The sequence below is a fragment of the Variovorax paradoxus genome (assembly GCF_030811855.1).
Classification (GTDB): domain Bacteria; phylum Pseudomonadota; class Gammaproteobacteria; order Burkholderiales; family Burkholderiaceae_C; genus Variovorax; species Variovorax paradoxus_L.
Map to the genome: position 1 here is coordinate 40,243 of NZ_JAUSRN010000012.1, position 18,112 is coordinate 58,354.

Below are 18,112 nucleotides of genomic sequence, written 5' to 3' on the forward strand. Positions count from 1 at the left end.
TCGATTTGATCGATGGGAAAATATTCTATATATTCATATAATGTTGTCAACGCTCTGATGAATGGGACGACCGACCGATGCCTGCCGTGCAAGCCATGAAATCGCCGCACCCCGTCTTCGATGCCGAGGTGCTGCGCGGCGCCGCCTCGCGTGCGGTCGGCGTGATGAAGGTGCTGGCCAATGAAGACCGCATGCTGCTGCTGTGCCAGCTTTCGCAAGGCGAGATGTGCGTGAGCGAACTCGAAGCGCAGCTCGACATCCGCCAGCCGACGCTGTCCCAGCAGCTCGGCGTGCTGCGCAATGAAGGCGTGGTCACCACGCGCCGGCAAGGCAAGAACATCTTCTATGCCGTGGCCGATCCGGCACTGCTCGAGATCCTCGCCCTGCTTTACCGCATCTACTGCCCGAAGGAAGAACAATGACCATCGATTGGCCTTCATTCACCCCATGGGCCGCACTCGCGGGCGGCGTGCTCGTCGGCGCAGCCACCGCCATGTTCCTGCTGCTCAATGGCCGCATCGCCGGCATCAGCGGCATCGTCGGCGGACTGCTTCGGGTCGTCACCGGTGACGTGGCGTGGCGCGTGGCGTTCATTGCCGGCCTCGTCGTCGCGCCGATGGTCTACGCCCTTTATACGGACTGGCCGAGGCCGCAGATCGAAGCCGGCTATGGCACGCTGGTGTTGGCCGGTCTACTGGTCGGCGTGGGCACCCGCTACGCAGCGGGATGCACGAGCGGCCACGGCGTCTGCGGCCTGTCGCGCCTGTCGCCGCGCTCCTTCGCGGCAACCGCGGTCTTCATGGGGGCCGGTTTCCTGACCGTGTTCCTGATGCGCCATCTGCTGAGCCTGTGAGGAACACTGCCATGGCCTTCTTCACATCATTTCTCGCGGGCCTGGTGTTCGGCCTGGGCCTGATCGTTTCCGGCATGGCCAATCCCGCCAAGGTGCTGGGCTTCCTGGACCTTGGTGGGCGATGGGACCCGTCGCTTGCTTTCGTGATGGCCGGTGCGATCGCTGTCGGAGCGGTTGCGTTTGCAGTGGCTAGGAGGCGCACGCGGTCGCTGCTCGGCGCGGCCATGCGGCTGCCCAGCCTGCAGTCGATCGATCGGCGCCTCATCGTTGGCAGCGTCGTGTTCGGCATCGGCTGGGGCATCGCGGGCTTCTGTCCGGGTCCGGCCTTGGTGGCAGTCGGCATGGGACAAGCGAAGGCGCTGGTGTTCGTGATCGCGATGCTGGCCGGCATGGGGCATCTTCGAATGGCTCGAGGGGCGCAAGGAAGTGAAGCACCCCCAGCGAAGGAAACGTTCGAAGGCGGATGGACGCCGGGGACCCGTGCCGCGTTAATTGATTCCGTCCTCTCTTCAACAGGAGAATGTCATGCGCTCAACAACACTTCGCAACCTGCTCCTTCCACTCGCACTTGCCGGCGCTACAGCGTTTGCCGCAGATACCAACCCAGTGCCTGGGCAGCTGAGCCCGCCCTCGCAAGCGGGGCGCGGAACGATGAACGCGGCCGGAAAAGCTTCGCAGGACGCAGCCAGCGCCGGAAAGAAAGCGGTCGATGCCGCCGAAGCAGCGGCAGAGAATGGCAAGGCAAACGCCGGCAAGATCTCGCAAGCCCTGGCGGAAGGTATTCGCCGCGCTGCGCGCAAAGCGGCCGAGGCTGCCAACCGGTTCCAGGAGAAGGCAGGCGCCTCGTCCGCCAAGGCCACAGGCAGCACCCGCGAAACTGCGCGTGGCGTCGAGGAAGAAAGCAGGAAGGCCTCGGCCGCCGCCAGGGAGGCGCTCGATCGGGCCGAAGAGTCGGTCAAACGTTCCATGCAGGCCAGCAAGGAAGAAGCGGAAAAAGCAGCCCAGGCCACGCGCGAAGCGCTGGACAAGGCCGCTGAAGCCATGCGCAATGCGGCGCGCGCGGCGGCCGATGCGGCGGAACAGTCAGCCCAGGCCGTCAAGCGGGCCGCACGCCCCGCAGGCGCGGAAAAGCCGTAGCGGCGGTCACTGCAGCAGCGCAGGCGCCGGCGCGAGGCAGCGCTGCACGAAGGCAGACAAGGCACTCACGTCGGGGATCTGCACGTCGCGGCGCCCCTTCTCGACAAATTCGATGACCTTGTCGCGCGCCAGCCGCGACAGCGCACGGCTCACGCTTTCCAGCGTCATGCCCAAATAGTTGCCGATCTCGGCACGCGTCATGCGCAGCGTGATCTGGTCGGTGCGCATGCCACGCTCGGCGAGCGACTCGGCCCAGTAGCGCAGGAAATCCGCCACCCGCGCGTCGGCCGGCAGTGTGCACACCGACATCAGGGAATCGCGGTCATGGGATATTTCGCGGCTCATCGCGGTGTGGAACACCTGCAGCAGCGCCGGCTCGGCCAGGCAGGCGGCGAGCAGCGATTCGTACGAAACCACCCAGACTTCGCCCGTGTCCATGGCCACGGCGTCGCACGAGTAGTGCCCACCTGCAATGCCGTCGAAGCCGAGCCAATCGCCGCGGAACTTGAGGCCCACCACCTGCTCGCGCCCGTCCGCGGACAGGTTCACGATTTTGAACAAACCCGAGTTCAGGATGTACAGGTTGCCAAAGCGCTCGCCAGACTGATAGATCACGTCGCCGGCGTGCACCACGCGGCGCTGGGGCGCGAGGCGCTCCTGCAAGAGCTTTTGCGTTTCCACCAGCTTCTGGCTGGCCCGCTCATGACCTGCCCGCTCTTGAACGGCGTTGCCGACCGGCGCCAGTGCGCGCGTCGCGAGAAAGCCGGTCATCGCCGGGGCGGCAGTTTCGGTGCGGGCGGGGTTGAACATGTGGGAGCTCCTCGGGTGTGTTGTGCGCATGTCGCGGGTCGATGAAGGGATGCTAGGAAGCGCCCGGCAACACAGTGACAACACTCGGAGTCGGTGGGTAACGCTGGGTGAATGGTTTGTGTCCGGCGCGTAACAGCGCCCGGCCTGGCGCGGCTTTGATCTGCGTCAAGAGCGGCGCACGTCGAGGGACTAGCCTTCCCGGGTCACACAAGGGAGTTCATGCGCTTTCCCTTCGAAATCCACAATTCGTCGGCTTTTCAGATCCTGTTGCCCGAGGACGAGGCCGCCCTGATCGGGCGCGCACGGCTCCTCCAGGCGGCTGCGTTGCGCGCTGCCTTTCCGCTGCAGCTCAAGGGCAAGAATCTGGGGGTTTTTTGCGACGTAGCCGACGAAGGCAGCGAAAGCAGGGCATTGTTTCAGCGCGCCGCGGAGGAACTGGGCGCGCACGTCGCGACCATTCGCCCCGCCCTCGCGAGCCTTGGCAGCCCTGCTGAAGTCCGGCATACGGCAAGGATCCTGAGCCGCTTCTACGACGCAGTGGAATGCCAGGGCATGGCGCCGGAACTCGTGCGCCAGATCAGCCGGGAGGCTGCCATTCCGATCTATGACGGCATCGCCTGTGCGGCCCATCCCACGGCGGCGCTGGCAAACCAGCTCGACGACCGGAGTCTGCCCACGGACAACAGGCGGTTCATATTGCAGGCGTTGCTTTTGGGCAGCATCGGCTGAAGAAGCCTGGAATTTGCTGATCTCCGGCACTGAAGCGTGCGCGCATTTTCATGCGGACGATGCATCAATCGTTCCGAATCTTGCAATTCACTTTGTTCCGCCAAGGCGAGAGACTCGTTCGCAAGGGTCCTCAGAAGCAGGAGCCGCAAACGGAGACAAGTGAATGAGCCTGCAAGCTGAAGAACTTCGCGCCTGGGTCGGACGCAGCGAAACCATCCAGGACGCCATCAACCCGACACCAGTCATCGCGCTGACCGCCACGCTGGACCACCCTGCGGCGCCCATAGAGGCCGGCACCACCCTGCCGTACCTTTGGCACTGGTTGTATTTCCTGCCGATGCATCGACAGTCGGAAATCGGCGCCGATGGGCACGCCAAGCGCGGCGGCTTCCTTCCTCCGGTGCCGCTGCCTCGCCGCATGTGGGCCGGCAGCCAATTCGAGTTTCGCTCGCCCATACGGGTCGGTGACCGGGTTGCGCGAACCTCGACCATCGACGACGTGACCATCAAGGAGGGCCGCACCGGCACGCTTGTCTTCGTCAAGGGCGGTTTCTATGGCCAGGTCATGTACGCCCTGCCTGAGAACGTGAAATACAGCTACCTGTTCGACAGCCCGTCCCAACGTGGACGCTACTACGGCGGGCGGTTTGACTATACGAGCGGCCCGGTGAATGTGGCGGTTGCCTACGGCAAGAGCACGGCAGCCGACACCTTGGTGATCAGCGAGACTGGGGTCGTGGCCGGCACCCGGCTTTCCGAGCAGCTGCGCACGATCAACCTGGGCGCGTCCTACGATTTCGGATTCCTCAAGCTGATGGGCGAGCTGTCGCAGGTCAGCGCCTCCTGGCCTGCTTTTTCAGGCGGATGGTCGAAATCCGGGAAGAGAAAGCATCCTGGCCCTGAGCGCCTCGATGAATGCGGTCACCCGTGCGGGCCTGTAGATGCCCGGAGGCAGTGCGACGTGAATGGCGATGGGTTCGAGCCACCAGTTCGCCAGCACCCGCTGCACCCGGCCGGTCTTGAGATCTTCCTGGCACATCCAGGGGGCCGCAGCGCCGATGCCCGCTCCGTTGAGGATCGCGCGGTAGCTCGACAACAGGCTGTCGGTCTGGATCGGCGTGTCGAGCGTCACCATGCGGGAGCGGCCCGATCGATCCAGCATGCGCACGTTTCCGGTCACGTAGGGCACGAGGCCGACGCAGGGCAATTGCGGCAGGCGCGCGATGCTGACGGGCCCCAGCTTCTCGAGCAATTCGGGCGTGGCGATCAGCACGCGTTCCATCGTGCCGAGCTTGCGGCTCACCAATCCAGGATCGCGCACCTCGCCCACGCAAACCCAGCAATCCGCGCCCCATGCAGTCAGGTCGAGCACCCGATCGGTCAGCGTGAGTTCGACGCGCAACGCGGGATGTGCAGCGCGCAGGTCGGTCACGGCATCGGTCAGGAAGCCCGTTCCGTATCCCGAAGGCCCGATCACGCGCAGCGTGCCTTCAGGCCGACTCTGCCCTCCCTTCAGGCGTTGCGACAGGCCTGACCAGCGGTCGCCGAGGTCGCGGGCTTCGACGAGCAGCGAGCGCCCTTCATCGGTGAGCGAAAAATGTGCGGTCGTGCGCAGCGCAAGCTTGCAGCCGAGCAGCCGCTCCAGTTCGAGCAGTCGCCGGCTGACCGTGGGTTGCGTGGTCCCCAGCAGCCGCGCCGCCTTGCTGAGCGATCCGCTCTCGCCGATCTTCTGGAAAGTGCCGAGAAGGTCGAGTCGGTCATGTACGTGCTTCATACGTTATACGTATAACACTTCATCACTCCATGCGTCTACCGCAAAGCGACCGCGATTCGTATCGTCGGGTCATGAACATGTTGAACTCCCCCGCGACCGGCATCGCCCGGATTGGCGACGAGCCCAAGGGCGGCTCCGTCCTCGGCTTCTACGCCCCCAAGGGGTCGGCCCGTCCGCCGCGCGTCGCGCGCGGTGAAGGCATCTTTCTGTGGGACGCGAACGGCAAGCGCTATCTCGACGCAACCGCCGGCGCCGTCGTCGCGAACATCGGCCATGGCAACCCGCGCGTACTGGCCGCAATGGCAGAACAGGCCTCGAAGGTGACCTTCGCGTATCCGCGCTTTTTCGAGAGCGAGCACAACATCGCGCTGGCCGACCGCGTCTGCGAGCTCGCGGGCGACGGCCTCGACCGCGCATTCTTCGTATCGGGCGGATCGGAGGCCAACGAGGCTGCGATCAAGCTGGCGCGCCAGTATGCGGTCGTGACCGGCCAAGGAAGCCGCTCGAAGGTAATCTCGCGCAATCCGAGCTACCACGGCTCCACGCTCGGCGCGCTGGCGGTCACCGGCGATGCCAACACGCTCAACCTGTACGGTCCAATGGTCCGGCCGATGCCCAAGGTGCCGGCGCCCTTGTCATACCGCGTGCCCGATGGCCACACGGTCGAGTCGCACGAGAAGGCGTGCGCCGACGCGCTCGAACAAGCCATCCTGCGTGAAGGCCCGGAGACGGTGCTGGCTTTCATCCTCGAACCCATCGGCGGCCTCTCGACCGGCGCAGTGGTCTCCTCGGCGGCGTACTTTCAGCGCGTGCGCGAGATCTGCGACCGCCACGGCGTGCTGGTGATCTTCGACGAGATCATGAGCGGTGCCGGCCGCACCGGCGCCTTCCTCGCCACGCACCATTGGGAGGGGGCGCGACCCGACCTCGTCACGCTCGCCAAGGGCCTGGCCGCCGGCTACACGCCGCTGGGTTGCCTGCTCGCACCGAACCGAATGGTCGACGCAATTGCGAGCGCGGGTGGCTTCGTGCATGGCCATACCTATTTCACGAATCCGCTGTCATGCGCGGTCGCGCGCGCGGTGGTCGACGAGGTCGTGCGGCAAGACCTCGTGATACGCGCACGCGATATGGGCGAACTGCTGATGGCACGCCTGCGCGACATCGCATCCCGCTCGCCGATCGTCGGCGACGTGCGCGGCAAGGGTCTGCTCACGGCCATCGAGATCGTCTCGGACAAGGGCAAGCGCAGCCAGTTGCCGGTTGCCTTCAATGCGCCCGCTCGGCTGACCGAGCACGGCTTGAAGCATGGCATCGCGCTCTACAACCGCCGGGCCAACCTCGGCGCTTTCGGGGATTTCCAGATGATCACGCCACCGCTCACGATCACCGAAGCGGAGATCGACGAGCTGGCCGGCCTGCTCGAAAAGTCACTGGCCGATCTCGCGGACGAGGTCGCGCGCGAAGGCCTCGCGCGCTGAACCCGGCGCACGCACCGATTTCGCAACCCCACCCAGGAAAGCCCTCGATGAAGCTCTCGTTCACTCTCAAGGCCACGCTCGCCTGCACGGCATTGGCCTTCGCCGTCGCGGCTGGTGCACAGATCAACACAGCGCATGGCCCGCTGAAGCTCATCGTCGGCTATCCGGCCGGCGGCTCAGCCGACGTTCAGGCGCGCACGCTCGCCGACAAGCTCGCGGCCGAACTCGGCACGACCGTCGTCGTGGACAACCGCACCGGCGCGGGCGGCGCGATCGCGGCCGACTACGTTCGCACGGCGCCGGCGGACGGGCTCACCGTGCTGCTCGCCAACATGCACATGATGGTCATGCTGCCGCTCACCACGAAGTCGGTGCGCTACGACCCCGTCAAGGACTTCAAGCCCGTCGGCCGTATCGCTAGCTTCTACTTAGGCATCGCGGTGCCCGCGGAGCTGCCGGCCAAGGATGTGAAGCAATGGCTCGACATCGCCGCCAAGGACCCGAAGAAGGCCAACTACGGCGTGCCCGCTCCGGGCAGCGTCGCGCAATTCATGGGCTACCGGCTGGGCAGCGATGCCAAGGCGGGCCTCGTGGCCGCGCCCTACCGGGGCGCCGCGCCGCTGGTGCAGGACCTGCTCGGCAACCAGATCTCGGCCGGCATCATGCCCATTGCCGATCTCGTCGCGCATCAGCAGTCGGGCAAGCTCAGGGTGCTGGCGGTGAACGGCGCCAAACGTGCCGCATTGCTGCCCGACGTGCCGACGCTCAGGGAACTCGGCCAGCCGCACTTCGACAACCTGGAATGGACCGGCCTGTTCGTGCCTGCCGGCACGCCGCGGCCCATCGTCGACCAGCTGCATGCGGCGCTCGGCAAGGCGCTTGCGAACAAGGACGTGCAGGAACGGCTGATGAAGCTCAGCAGCGATCCGAACCCGAGTACGCCCGAAGAACTCTCGGCCCTCATCGTCGACGACATCAAGCGTTGGGGGCCGGTGGTGAAGGCCTCGGGCTTCACGTCGGAATGACAGCGACCGCGCCGCAGCCGATGCCGCCACACAAAGCGCTGCAACTGCCCGGTCTCCACGGCTACGCCGATGCCAAGACCGTGGCAGCGGGTGATCTCATCCGCTTCCACGTCAGCAGCGATGTGCCCTACGAATTCGCGGTCTGCCGGCTGGGCAGCGACGTCGAGCGACGCAGCGACGACGTGGCGCTCGAAGCGTTCGCGCCCCATCCGGCACGCGTTCAACCGATCCATCCCGGCTCCTACGTGCATGTCGAATGCGGCTTGCCGGCCGGCCTGCCGCTGCGCGGACTGAGCTTCGAATGCTGGATCAAGCCGTGGACGGTCGGTGTACGGCAGACCATCATCAGCCAGCACGATGACCCCGCGCGCCGCGGCTTTGCGCTCTTCATCGAGCCGGGCGGCGCGCTGTCGTTCCACTTGGGTGACAACGCCGCGCCATTGCACGGCCGGCTTGGGGCGCGTCATTGGCAGCACATTGCCGCCACTTGGGACGGCAAGCTCGCGACGCTCTACATCGATGGGGTGTTCGTCGCGGAGTGGCCCGCGCTGCAGACAGTCAAGCCTGCTGCTGCGCCGCTGCGCCTCGGCGCGTGTGCCATCGACGGCCAGGCCGACCTGTTCCTCGAAGCCGACCTTGTCATGCCGTCGTTGTACGACCGCGCGCTTTCGCCCGACGAGATCGCGGCGCGCCGTGAACAGCGCGGCTTGCAGATCGCAACGGGCCGTTCGGTACTCGCCTGCTGGCCGCTGCGCGAGGAACGCGGTTCGCAAGTGGCCGATACCACCGGATATCAACGCACCGGCCGCATCGTCAACCACGCAACCTGGATGATCGTGGGCCCGGCCTTCGAGCCCGGCAAGGTCGGCGAGCACGAAGAAGACGAATCGCCCTACGACCCGCTCCATGATCCGACGCGCGGGCATGGGTTGCGGTTCGCGAGCGATGATCTCTACGATTGCCGCTGGGACGCGGTGCACGAATTCCGCATTCCCGACGACGCGAGGTCGGGCGTGTACGTCGGCCGCGCGCGCTTCGACATCGAAGGCCGCAAGGCGGACTACGACATCACCTTCATCGTGCGCAAGCCTGCGCACGTGGCGCCAGCGCCGATCCTGGTGCTATGTGCCGTCAACAGCTGGCTCGCCTACGCCACCACGCCATTCGCGAAGAACGTGGTCGACGATCCGGTGTGGCCGCGCCGTTCGGAAGGCCTGGAGAACAGCCATCCCGAAGCGCCGGCCTACAGCAGCTACGTCTACCACCGCCACGGCCAGCCCTGCTACCAGGTCGGCCTGCGCATGCCCTGGCCCAATGCCAGCCCCAATGCGCTCTACGACCCGGCCACGAGCGGCTTCAGCCAGTGGGCGCGGCTCGAACGCCACCTGCACGTGTGGCTCGACAAGCAGGGCTACGACTACGACGTGATCGGCGACATCGACCTGCACCGCGACCCGTCGCTGCTCGCGAACTACAAGACCGTCTTCATCAACGGGCACAGCGAATACTGGTCGCTGCCCGGCGTGGAGGGACTGGACGATTTCCTGAAGCGCGGCGGCAGCGCGATCGTGCTGTCGGGCAACACCATGTACCTGCGCGTGAGCTACGACGAAGACTTCACCGTCATGGAACAGCGGAAGGTCAACGGGCCCGGTCACGACGACGCCAGGCCGCCCGTCGGCCCGCCGGCCGGCGCGTTCGGCGAGCAGTACCACAGCCAGGACTGGGCGCGCGGCGGACGGCTCAAGGCATCGGGCCGTCCGGCTGCCGACGTCATCGGCCTCGAAACCGCGGGCTGGGCGTTCGCCGACGGGGATGACTTCGGCGTCTACCACGTCGAGGAGCCGGAGCATGCGCTCTTCACCGAGCCGCAGCCACTGGGCCTTGGCAAAGGGGAAACCTTCGGCCACGCGCCCGGCGGCGGGCTGCCACGCGCCATCGGGCACGAGTGGGATCTGACCCTTTCGACACTTGCGAAGATGACCAGGCATCGTCCTCCGGGGACTTCCCTTCCTGCCCCGCAGGAGGGCATCGAAGTCATCGCCAAGGGCATCCGGCGCATTCCGGGCAAGCTGGACACATACCTCGACTACTACTCGAGACCCACCGAATCGCTCGACGGGCTTTCGGCCGAAATGATCTATTGGGAGCGGCCGCAGGGCGGGCGCGTATTCCATGCGGGCGCGGTCGGCGCGGCCTGGGTGGTTGGCAGCGACCCGCTCTTCGGCAAGCTTCTCGGCAACGTGCTGCACCGTTTCGGCGTGACACCGCGCCGTCTCGCGCGAGCGCTCACGGAGCTGCCGCCGGATTCAAAAGCACCTTGCGAAGGCGTGAAGTGATGGACGGCGGACAAGGACCCGGCCTCATCGCACGGCCCGTCGCCTCCATGGTGGCGGCGCTAGAGATTGGCGCAGCATCGTCAGAAAGGCAGTTGCCCGCGCACTTCGCCCGAAGCGGGTGCCCAGCATGGCGACGACGTCGGCCGCTGGCACCTCCCAGCTCGCAAGCACCCGCTTGAGCCGGCCGGCCGCCAGGTCGGCTGTGACGTTCCACTCCGACCGCATTGCGACGCCCTGCCCTGCCACCGCCCACTCGCAGACTACCGCGCCGTCATTGCTGCACATGGTGGGACGGATCCGGACGGTTTCAGATCCGCGCGAGGCGTGCACGAAGCGCCACAGCGTGACGTCCTCGTCGTTCTCCCTTACCACCAGGCACCGATGCCGCAGCAAGTCCGAAGGCGACTGAATCGGCGGCACACTGGCGAGATAGTCCGGGCTGGCGCAGAGGATGCGCCGGTTGGGTGCGAGGGTGGTGACGATCTGGTTCTGGGCACCAGGCGGTCCGATGTGGACGATGACGTCGCTGCTCTCGAGCAGGTGCGCGCCGGGATGGTCGGCAAGGTCCAGGGTGACGGTCACGCCAGGGTGCGCTTTTGCAAACGCATCGACCACGGGTGCGACATGCAGTCGCCCGAAGCCATGCGGGGCGGCGATGCGCAGATGCCCGCTGACGGCCTTCTTGCGATTGGCCAGCGCTTCGGTCAGCGCCTCCATCGCATCGGCCACGATGGTGCCGTGCGATGCAACCAGATCGCCTTCATCGGTGAGGACCATCCTGCGGCCGGAACGGTCGATCAGCCGGATGCCGATTCGTGCTTCCAGCGCTTGCAGGCGCTGCGTGACCGCCGGCGGCGTGACGTCCATCTTCCGGGCCGCTTCAGCAAGCGACGCGGACTGGGCCAGCACATTGAAGAAGCGCAGATCCTCGGAGCTAATCATTTAGTTGAACCTTAACTTGGCATGCAGGTTCGATAAATTGTAGGTTCAATCGATCAGGCGCAACATCCGGCCATCTCGCTTGCTTGGTGCCAGTGCGCATCCAGCAGGCCGCATTGGACAAGCACAACTCGGAGCACGACATTGGCCCAGACCACAGAGCCGGCGCAAGCCGAACAGATCGCAACCACGCTGGGTGAACTGGCGACGCCTTGCCTCGTTCTCGACGCCGAGCGGATGGAGCGCAACATCGCACGCCTGAAAGGCAGGCTGGACGGCCTGGGCGTGACGCTGCGCCCGCATCTCAAGACGTCCAAGTCGGTGGAGGTCGCGCGGCGCGCCATGACGTCGCCGTCGGGTCCAGCGACTGTTTCGACGCTGCTCGAAGCCGAGGAGTTCGCAGCCGCCGGCGTGCAGGACATCGTCTACGCTGTCGGCATTGCACCCTCGAAACTGCCGCAGGTGCTGGCGCTGCGTGCCGGGGGGGCCGACGTGGCCGTGGTGCTGGACACCGTGGAGCAGGCGCAAGCCGTTGCCCGAGCCTCGCGCCAGGCCGGCGTGCGTATTCCGGCGCTGATCGAGATCGACTGCGACGGCCACCGCTCCGGGGTGCTGCCGACCGACCGGCAGCTGCTGCTGGACATCGGCCACGCCCTGGAAGACGGCGCGGAATTGCGGGGCGTGATCACGCACGCCGGGGACAGTTATTTGGCCCGCGGGGCCGAGGCCTTGCGGCAATGTGCCGAGGTCGAGCGCCGCAGCGTGGTCGATGCCGCCGGCATCCTGCGCCAGGCGGGGCTGCCCTGCCCGGTGGTCAGCGTCGGCTCCACGCCGACCGCGCACAACGCCGCCGACCTCACCGGCGTCACCGAAGTGCGGGCGGGCGTGTTCGTGTTCTTCGATCTGGTGATGGCCGGGATCGGTGTCTGCCAGGTCGACGACATCGCGCTGTCGGTGCTGGCGACGGTGATCGGCCACCAGCGCAACAAGGGATGGATCCTGGTGGACGCCGGCTGGATGGCGCTGTCGCAGGATCGCGGCACTCGCAAGCAGGCAGTCGACCAAGGTTATGGCCTGGTGTGCGACGCCGCCGGCGTCCCCTATCCCGACCTGATCGTTGCCGACGCCAACCAGGAGCACGGGATCATCACGGTGCGCGCCGGCTCGGGGGGCAAGCTGCCCGATCTCGCGATCGGCGATCGCGTGCGAATCCTGCCGAACCACGCCTGCGCCACGGGCGCTCAGCATCGCGCCTATCACGTCGTTCGCGGCGCATCCGACCGGGTCGAAGCCGAGTGGCCGCGTTTCGGGGGCTGGCGATGAGCACGGGCATCACCGGCATCCTGACGGACCGCGCGCCGAAGCCGGCAGGCCACTACACGCAGGCCGTGGTCTCGGGCGCCCACGTGTTCGTCTCCGGCCAGTTGCCGATCCGCCCGGATGGGCGTCCGCTGGACGACGAGGGATTCGAGGCGCAGGCCAGACAGGCGATCCAGAACATGCTGGAGATCGTTCGCGCCGCGGGCAGCTCGCCGCAACAGATCGTCAAGGTGACGGCGTACATCGTCGGCATCGCCAACTGGGCCGGCTTCAACGCGGTCTATGCGTCCATGCTGCCGGATGCGCGCCCCGCACGCAGCGTGGTTCCGGTGCCGGAATTGCACCACGGGTACCTGGTCGAGATCGACGCCATCGCGGTGCGCGAACCATGACCGCCATGGCGCCCCAGCCCGTCCACCACGACGACGACAACAACGAGGTGGTGCTGCTTTCGTTTGCCATGGAACACCTGGAGGGCGCCCTCCAACTTTCGCAGGAGATGTCCTGGCCTTATCGGCTCGAGGACTGGGCCATCGCGCTCGAACTCGGCCAGGGCTTCGTGCTGCGCAACAGCGCCGGTACGGTGATCGCGACCGCGGCCTGGTGGGCCTACGGCGAAACCCATGCTTCGGCCGGGATGATCATCGTCGCCAAGGCGGCCCAAGGCCGCGGGCATGGTGCCCGGCTGATGGACGCGCTGCTGGCGGCGGCGCATCCGCGGACCATCACGCTGAACTCGACGGCTGAAGGTCTGGCGCTTTATGAAAGGCGCAGCTTTGTCCGCATCGGCGTCGTCCAGCAGCATCAGGGCGTTCCCCACGAGCGCCACCAGGCGCCACCGGCCAGCCTGGTTAGGGCGATGGCGCCATCGGATGCCGAGGCGGTCGCGCGGCTGGACCAGCAGGGCACGGGCTGGGCCAGGCGGCAGATGCTGGACCGGCTCGTCCAGGCCGGTGACGGCCACGTGCTCGTGCGTGACGGCGAGCCGCGCGGCTATGCCATTTCACGCCGGTTCGGCCGCGGGTATGTCATTGGTCCCGTGGTCGCCGAAAGTGCGGTTGATGGGCGCGCCTTGATCGAAGCCTCACTCGCGTGTCTCGGCCAGGTTTTCGTGCGCGTCGACACCGCGGCCAGCTCGCAGCTCGGAGACTGGCTCGAAAGCATCGGCCTGCGGCAGGTTGGTGACGCCATCACCATGGTCAAGGGGCCGCACATCCCGCCAGCGGGGCCGGCACGCATGTTCGCGCTGGCCAACCAGTCGTTCAACTAGGAGACATCACGATGACGCGCTCGAAGACACCGGAAACGCCGACAACTTCGGAAATGCCGCTATGAAGCTTGCCTCGTATTGGCTCGACACCTCGGAGCCCTTCCGCAGTGCCGCTGCAGGACCGGTGCAGGGCAGCTGCGACGTGGCGGTGATCGGCGGTGGCCTGACCGGCTGTTCGGCTGCGCTGGCACTTGCCAAGAAAGGTGCACGCGTCGTGCTCCTGGAGGCCGAGACCATCGGGAACGCCGCCTCCGGGCGCAACGGCGGCATGTGCAACAACGGCTTTGCGCAGGACTACGGGATGATGTCGGCCAAACTCGGCAAGGAAGTTGCCGACCGGCTCTATCGGGCCTTCGACGCCGGCGTCGATATGGTCGAGCGCCTGGTGGCGGAAGAGAAGATCGACTGCAGCTTCGCGCGCGTTGGCAAGATCAAGCTGGCGGCCAAGCCCGAGCACTATGACAAGCTGGCGCGCAGCCAGGAACTGCTGGCCGCCAACGTCGACCCCGACACTGAGATGGTGAGCCGCGCCGACATGGCCCGCGAGGTCGGGTCGGACCGCTTCCATGGCGGGCTGATCTACCGCAAAGGCGCCGGCATGCATGTCGGGCGCTTCGTGCGCGGCCTGGGCGAAGCTGCAGCGCGGCGCGGCGTGGAGATCCACGAGCATGCGCCGATGACCGGCCTGCGACCCGCCCCCGGCGGAGGGCACCAGATCGAAACCCCGAAGGGCCGGCTCCACGCCAAGCAGGTGCTGCTGGCCAGCGGCACCTCGCAGACCGGGCCGCTGGGCTGGATCCGGCGCCGCATCGTGCCGGTCGGCGCGTTCCTGATCGTCACCGAGCCGCTGACCACAGAGACGCTCGACCGATTGCTGCCACGGCGCCGGATGGCGGTCGATACGAAGAACCTGGTCAACTACTTCCGAACGACGCCCGACAACCGGCTGCTCTTCGGTGGACGCGCCCGCTTCGCCGTCTCCAACCCGAACTCGGACGAGAAGAGCGGCGCGATCCTCAAGGCCGCGCTGCACGAGGTCTTTCCCGAGCTGCGCGCCGCACGCATCGACTATTGCTGGGGCGGCATGGTCGACATGACGCGTGACCGCCTGCCGCGCGCCGGCGAGCGCAATGGCATCTATTACTCGATGGGCTACAGCGGCCACGGCACCCAGATGTCGACCCTGATGGGGACGATCATGGCCGAGGTCATGGACGGGCGCGCCGAACTCAATCCCTGGAAAGACTTCGACTGGCCTGCGATTCCGGGCCATGTCGGACCCCCGTGGTTCCTGCCGCTGGTAGGAGCCTATTACCGGCTCAAGGACAAGTTCGCCTGAAGCCCATCTCGCTACTCATCAATCGAGGAATCAACCATGAACGAGCACAAGAACCTCAACGGCCTGATCGGCGCCGAGGAAAGCACGCGCCTGATGGGTCAGCTGCAGCGCGGCGCCAGCCGCCGTGACGTGCTGGCGATGCTGATGGCCGGCGGCATGCAGGCCACGCTGGCGGGCGGCGTCGCATCGCTGGCCACCGCGGCACATGCGCAGACGCCGCGCAAGGGCGGCCGCATCCGGGTCGCGGGTACCTCCTCTGGCGTGAACGACACGCTCGATCCCGCCAAGCAGGCCAACGGCACCGACTACGCCCGGGGCTTCATGTTCTACAACGGCCTGACTTACCTGGACGGCAGCCTCGCCGCTCAGCCGCAGCTGGCCGAGGAGTTCACGACCAAGGATGCCAAGACATGGGTCTTCAGGCTGCGCAAGGGCGTGAGCTTCCACGACGGCAAGCCGCTGACGCCGGCCGACGTGGTGTTCTCGATCATGCGGCACAAGGACCCCGCTACCGCGTCGAAGGCCAAGGTCCTGGCGGACCAGATCGAGCAAGTGACCGCCACCGGCCCCAACGAGGTGACTTTCCGCCTGGCCTCGCCCAATGCCGACCTGCCCGTGATCCTGGGCACCTACCACTTCCACATCGTCAAGGAAGGCACGACCGACTTCAGTGCCGGCATCGGCACCGGCCCCTACAAGCTCAAGGAGTTCAAGCCCGGCGTGCGCTCCATCGCCGTGCGCAACGAGAACTACTGGAAGCCCAACCGCCCGTATCTGGACGAGATCGAGTTCCTGGCCATCACCGATGAGTCTGCGCGCGTTAACGCGCTGCTGGGTGGCCAGCTGGACTTGATCAGCGCGGTCGACCCGCGCTCGGTCGAACGGGTGAAAGCCACCGGCCAGCACGCGGTCTTCGAGTCCAAGGCGGTCTCGTACACGGACTTGATCATGCGCATCGATCGCAGCCCCGGCTCCAACCCCGATTTCGTGCTGGCCATGAAGCACCTGTTCAATCGCGACCAGATGCTCAAGACCATCGCGCAGGGCTATGGCGTGGTGGCTAACGACCAGCCCATCGGCCCGGCCAGCCGCTTTCACTTCAAGGGCCTGCCGCAGCGCGCGCACGATCCCGAGAAGGCCAAGTGGCACCTTCAAAAGGCCAACCTGGGCAGCGCGCCCGTGCCGGTGGTGGTCTCGCCCGCCGCGGTCAACTCGGTGGAGATGGCCCTGCTGCTGCAGCAGGCGGCCCAGCAGATCGGACTGAATCTGGAGGTCAAGCGCATGCCGGCCGACGGATACTGGTCGACGCACTGGATGAAGCACCCGATCGGCTTCGGCAACGTCAACACGCGCCCCAGCGCCGACCTGGCACTGACCTTGTTCTTCAAGTCCGATGCGCCCTGGAACGAAGCAGGCTGGAAGAACGAGAAGTTCGACCAGCTGCTGGTGGCCGCGCGCGGGGAAACCGACGCGGCCAAGCGCACCCAGATGTATGCGGACATGCAGGTGATGATCCACAACGAAGGCGGCATCGGGATTCCGATGTTCCTCTCCAGCATCGATGGGCACGCCAGCAAGCTCAAGGGCCTGTCGCAGATTCCGCTCGGCGGGATGATGGGCTCCAGCTTCGCCGAACACGTCTGGCTGGAGGCATAACTTGCAGCCCTCTAGAAATCAGCCACCTTGCCCCACGCCGACTTGTTGAACCGGTCCGGCCGGAAAGGCGCGGCGTCGAAGATCGGCGCTGCGCCGGTGACCAGGTCGGCGATCAGGTGGCCGGCCCCCGGACCGATGCCGAAGCCGTGCCCGGAAAAGCCCGCGGCAAGGATGAATCCGGGCACCCCCGGCACCTCTCCCACACCGGGAACGCCATCGGGCGTGCTGTCGATGTAGCCCGCCCAGGTACTGGCGATGGGAGCCTTGCCAAGTGCGGGCAACAACTCGACGGCGCGGCGGTGCGTCTCGCGCACGCCCGCCGGGTCGGGCTTGGGATCGAGGATGCGTGCCCGTTCCATGGGCGTGGGCGCGTCCAACTTCCATAGCGCGCGAGTTTCATGACCCCAGCGGATGCCTTCCAGGCCGCCGGGAAACACATTGCGCCAGCGCTTGGCGAACATAGGCACGAACTGCGGCGCGAAGCGCATCAGCTGCGGCGTCGGGTCCACGCGCCCGCGGCCGCTGATGGCCAGGATGTAGCTGTTATCGGGGCGCCGCGTAACGGCGACACGCGGGCCCGCCAGGGCGTCCGGCAAGCGCTGTTCGAGCGGGGATACGCGCACGATGGATTGGCGCACCGTGGCGAGCGGAAATTGCACGCCGAGCTGGTGGCAGAACGAGGATGCCCACGCACCACCTGCGAGAACAGCCGTGCGGGTCTTGATGGTCCCCGCTTCGGTGATCACGCCGCTGACTCGGCCGCCCTCCAGCTCAATGCCCCGTGCTGCGCAGTTCTGGTGGACGGTACCGCCCAGCTTCATCAGCGCGGCTGCCACCGCGGGCGCCGCCTTGGCCGGATCGGCCGTGCCGTCGGTGGGCGAGAACACGCCGCCTTTCCACGCGCGACCGGTCGCCTGACCCCGCTGCGAGGCCTGCCGGCTGCTCAGCATGTGCGTCGTCACGCCCGCCGACTTGGCGAAATCGCGCCAGCGAGCCCAGCGGGCGATTTCGTCGTCGTCGTCGCTCAGATAAAGCAACCCATGGCGGTTGAAGCCCGTGTCTTCACCGGTATCCGCGGCAAACTGCTCCCACAGCTCCAGGCTCTTCGTGGCCATCGGCAGTTCGCGTGCGTCGCGATTCTGCTGGCGACACCAGCCCCAGTTGCGGCTCGATTGCTCGGCGCCGATGCGGCCCTTCTCAACCACGACGACCGAAAGCCCGCGCCGGGCCAGGTAGTACGCGGCAAACACACCGATGATCCCGCCGCCGATCACGACGACGTCGGCACGAGCCGGCGGGTTGGGCGAAGTCTCGATGAGGCGCAGTGGCTGTGGCATGGCTGGAGTTCGCTCTTCGTTTCGGTTCTGCACGTTCTGCACGACGGCGTTTGCGGCAGGCCATCCCAATCCAGCTTGGGAACCTGCACTGACTTGCGCAGAC

At 66.5% G+C, this 18,112-nt stretch carries 16 protein-coding genes and 3 pseudogenes; 15 read left to right on the forward strand and 4 right to left on the reverse strand.

Features of this window, described 5'->3' with window-relative positions; translation table 11 throughout:
- Positions 1–77: 77 nt before the first annotated feature.
- The 4 genes and pseudogenes from J2X92_RS21015 to J2X92_RS21030 all read left to right on the forward strand — a co-directional run bounded on the left by J2X92_RS21015 (position 78) and on the right by J2X92_RS21030 (position 1,990).
- Entirely contained in the window at positions 78–422 is a 345-nt protein-coding gene (locus J2X92_RS21015; RefSeq protein WP_370878382.1) for an ArsR/SmtB family transcription factor, read from the forward strand.
- Positions 419–853 (forward strand): YeeE/YedE family protein, encoded by a 435-nt coding sequence (locus tag J2X92_RS21020; protein ID WP_307578385.1) that lies wholly within the window; start codon positions 419–421, stop codon positions 851–853. Before J2X92_RS21015 ends, J2X92_RS21020 begins: the two co-directional genes overlap by 4 nt.
- 11 nt (positions 854–864) lie before the next feature.
- Positions 865–1,200, forward strand: a pseudogene (locus tag J2X92_RS21025) (DUF6691 family protein); the annotation flags it as partial.
- A 178-nt stretch (positions 1,201–1,378) separates the two neighbouring features.
- Entirely contained in the window at positions 1,379–1,990 is a 612-nt protein-coding gene (locus tag J2X92_RS21030; RefSeq protein ID WP_307578387.1) for a hypothetical protein, read from the forward strand.
- Positions 1,991–1,996: 6 nt separating this feature from the next.
- On the opposite strand, the gene J2X92_RS21035 is transcribed toward J2X92_RS21030, so the two are convergent.
- Positions 1,997–2,800, reverse strand: a complete 804-nt coding sequence (locus tag J2X92_RS21035; protein ID WP_307578388.1) for a Crp/Fnr family transcriptional regulator — start codon at positions 2,798–2,800, stop codon at positions 1,997–1,999.
- Positions 2,801–3,019: 219 nt separating this feature from the next.
- On the opposite strand from J2X92_RS21035, the gene J2X92_RS21040 reads away from it, so the two are divergent.
- The 3 genes and pseudogenes from J2X92_RS21040 to J2X92_RS29575 all read left to right on the forward strand — a co-directional run.
- On the forward strand, positions 3,020–3,529 hold the full coding sequence (locus J2X92_RS21040) for an ornithine carbamoyltransferase (protein ID WP_307578390.1): 510 nt from the start codon (positions 3,020–3,022) through the stop codon (positions 3,527–3,529).
- Between the two features lie 163 nt (positions 3,530–3,692).
- Positions 3,693–4,073 (forward strand): annotated as a pseudogene (locus J2X92_RS21045) (FAS1-like dehydratase domain-containing protein); the annotation flags it as partial.
- Positions 4,074–4,082: 9 nt separating this feature from the next.
- A pseudogene (locus J2X92_RS29575) lies at positions 4,083–4,358 on the forward strand (porin); the annotation flags it as partial.
- Positions 4,359–4,385: 27 nt separating this feature from the next.
- Here the strand turns inward: J2X92_RS29575 and J2X92_RS21050 are convergent.
- Positions 4,386–5,303: a LysR family transcriptional regulator gene (locus tag J2X92_RS21050; protein ID WP_307578392.1), complete on the reverse strand. Its 918-nt coding sequence runs from the start codon at positions 5,301–5,303 to the stop codon at positions 4,386–4,388.
- Between the two features lie 71 nt (positions 5,304–5,374).
- Here J2X92_RS21050 and J2X92_RS21055 point away from each other — a divergent pair, with 71 nt between their 5' ends.
- The 3 genes from J2X92_RS21055 to J2X92_RS21065 are packed head-to-tail and all read left to right on the forward strand — an operon-like array spanning position 5,375 to position 10,148.
- Positions 5,375–6,784: an aminotransferase family protein gene (locus J2X92_RS21055; protein WP_307578394.1), complete on the forward strand. Its 1,410-nt coding sequence runs from the start codon at positions 5,375–5,377 to the stop codon at positions 6,782–6,784.
- 47 nt (positions 6,785–6,831) lie between these two features.
- Positions 6,832–7,809, forward strand: coding sequence for a Bug family tripartite tricarboxylate transporter substrate binding protein (locus J2X92_RS21060; protein ID WP_307578396.1), 978 nt, complete (start codon positions 6,832–6,834; stop codon positions 7,807–7,809).
- Positions 7,810–7,829: 20 nt separating this feature from the next.
- Complete coding sequence (locus J2X92_RS21065; RefSeq protein ID WP_307578398.1) at positions 7,830–10,148, forward strand: LamG domain-containing protein; 2,319 nt, start codon at positions 7,830–7,832, stop codon at positions 10,146–10,148.
- Positions 10,149–10,172: 24 nt separating this feature from the next.
- Here the strand turns inward: J2X92_RS21065 and J2X92_RS21070 are convergent, their stop codons facing one another.
- Complete coding sequence (locus tag J2X92_RS21070) at positions 10,173–11,090, reverse strand: LysR family transcriptional regulator (protein WP_307578400.1); 918 nt, start codon at positions 11,088–11,090, stop codon at positions 10,173–10,175.
- A 234-nt stretch (positions 11,091–11,324) separates the two neighbouring features.
- On the opposite strand from J2X92_RS21070, the gene J2X92_RS21075 reads away from it, so the two are divergent.
- The 5 genes from J2X92_RS21075 to J2X92_RS21095 all read left to right on the forward strand — a co-directional run bounded on the left by J2X92_RS21075 (position 11,325) and on the right by J2X92_RS21095 (position 16,672).
- Positions 11,325–12,410 (forward strand): alanine racemase, encoded by a 1,086-nt coding sequence (locus J2X92_RS21075; protein ID WP_307578645.1) that lies wholly within the window; start codon positions 11,325–11,327, stop codon positions 12,408–12,410.
- Positions 12,407–12,799, forward strand: a complete 393-nt coding sequence (locus tag J2X92_RS21080) for a RidA family protein (RefSeq protein ID WP_307578402.1) — start codon at positions 12,407–12,409, stop codon at positions 12,797–12,799. The genes J2X92_RS21075 and J2X92_RS21080 overlap by 4 nt, the downstream gene beginning before the upstream one ends.
- Positions 12,796–13,677 (forward strand): GNAT family N-acetyltransferase, encoded by an 882-nt coding sequence (locus tag J2X92_RS21085; protein WP_307578404.1) that lies wholly within the window; start codon positions 12,796–12,798, stop codon positions 13,675–13,677. The genes J2X92_RS21080 and J2X92_RS21085 overlap by 4 nt, the downstream gene beginning before the upstream one ends.
- 61 nt (positions 13,678–13,738) lie before the next feature.
- Complete coding sequence (locus tag J2X92_RS21090) at positions 13,739–15,016, forward strand: NAD(P)/FAD-dependent oxidoreductase (RefSeq protein ID WP_307578406.1); 1,278 nt, start codon at positions 13,739–13,741, stop codon at positions 15,014–15,016.
- Positions 15,017–15,052: 36 nt separating this feature from the next.
- A complete protein-coding gene (locus J2X92_RS21095; RefSeq protein WP_307578408.1) occupies positions 15,053–16,672 on the forward strand; it encodes an ABC transporter substrate-binding protein in 1,620 nt (539 codons plus the stop codon).
- An 11-nt stretch (positions 16,673–16,683) separates the two neighbouring features.
- Here J2X92_RS21095 and J2X92_RS21100 read toward each other — a convergent pair whose 3' ends face one another.
- Positions 16,684–18,009 carry an NAD(P)/FAD-dependent oxidoreductase gene (locus tag J2X92_RS21100; RefSeq protein WP_307578410.1) on the reverse strand — a complete coding sequence of 442 codons (1,326 nt, stop codon included), beginning with the start codon at positions 18,007–18,009 and terminating at the stop codon, positions 16,684–16,686.
- Positions 18,010–18,112: the final 103 nt, after the last annotated feature.

What these genes read in the sequence shown, in the direction of transcription:
- J2X92_RS21070 (WP_307578400.1), bottom strand. Translation starts at nt 11,090, where the DNA reads ATGATTAGCTCCGAGGATCTGCGCTTCTTCAATGTGCTGGCCCAGTCC.
- J2X92_RS21050 (WP_307578392.1), bottom strand. Translation starts at nt 5,303, where the DNA reads ATGAAGCACGTACATGACCGACTCGACCTTCTCGGCACTTTCCAGAAG.
- J2X92_RS21090 (WP_307578406.1), top strand. Translation starts at nt 13,739, where the DNA reads ATGAAGCTTGCCTCGTATTGGCTCGACACCTCGGAGCCCTTCCGCAGT.
- J2X92_RS21095 (WP_307578408.1), top strand. Translation starts at nt 15,053, where the DNA reads ATGAACGAGCACAAGAACCTCAACGGCCTGATCGGCGCCGAGGAAAGC.
- J2X92_RS21065 (WP_307578398.1), top strand. Translation starts at nt 7,830, where the DNA reads ATGCCGCCACACAAAGCGCTGCAACTGCCCGGTCTCCACGGCTACGCC.
- J2X92_RS21075 (WP_307578645.1), top strand. Translation starts at nt 11,325, where the DNA reads ATGGAGCGCAACATCGCACGCCTGAAAGGCAGGCTGGACGGCCTGGGC.
- J2X92_RS21055 (WP_307578394.1), top strand. Translation starts at nt 5,375, where the DNA reads ATGAACATGTTGAACTCCCCCGCGACCGGCATCGCCCGGATTGGCGAC.
- J2X92_RS21035 (WP_307578388.1), bottom strand. Translation starts at nt 2,800, where the DNA reads ATGTTCAACCCCGCCCGCACCGAAACTGCCGCCCCGGCGATGACCGGC.
- J2X92_RS21100 (WP_307578410.1), bottom strand. Translation starts at nt 18,009, where the DNA reads ATGCCACAGCCACTGCGCCTCATCGAGACTTCGCCCAACCCGCCGGCT.
- J2X92_RS21085 (WP_307578404.1), top strand. Translation starts at nt 12,796, where the DNA reads ATGACCGCCATGGCGCCCCAGCCCGTCCACCACGACGACGACAACAAC.
- J2X92_RS21015 (WP_370878382.1), top strand. Translation starts at nt 78, where the DNA reads ATGCCTGCCGTGCAAGCCATGAAATCGCCGCACCCCGTCTTCGATGCC.
- J2X92_RS21060 (WP_307578396.1), top strand. Translation starts at nt 6,832, where the DNA reads ATGAAGCTCTCGTTCACTCTCAAGGCCACGCTCGCCTGCACGGCATTG.
- J2X92_RS21040 (WP_307578390.1), top strand. Translation starts at nt 3,020, where the DNA reads ATGCGCTTTCCCTTCGAAATCCACAATTCGTCGGCTTTTCAGATCCTG.
- J2X92_RS21080 (WP_307578402.1), top strand. Translation starts at nt 12,407, where the DNA reads ATGAGCACGGGCATCACCGGCATCCTGACGGACCGCGCGCCGAAGCCG.
- J2X92_RS21020 (WP_307578385.1), top strand. Translation starts at nt 419, where the DNA reads ATGACCATCGATTGGCCTTCATTCACCCCATGGGCCGCACTCGCGGGC.
- J2X92_RS21030 (WP_307578387.1), top strand. Translation starts at nt 1,379, where the DNA reads ATGCGCTCAACAACACTTCGCAACCTGCTCCTTCCACTCGCACTTGCC.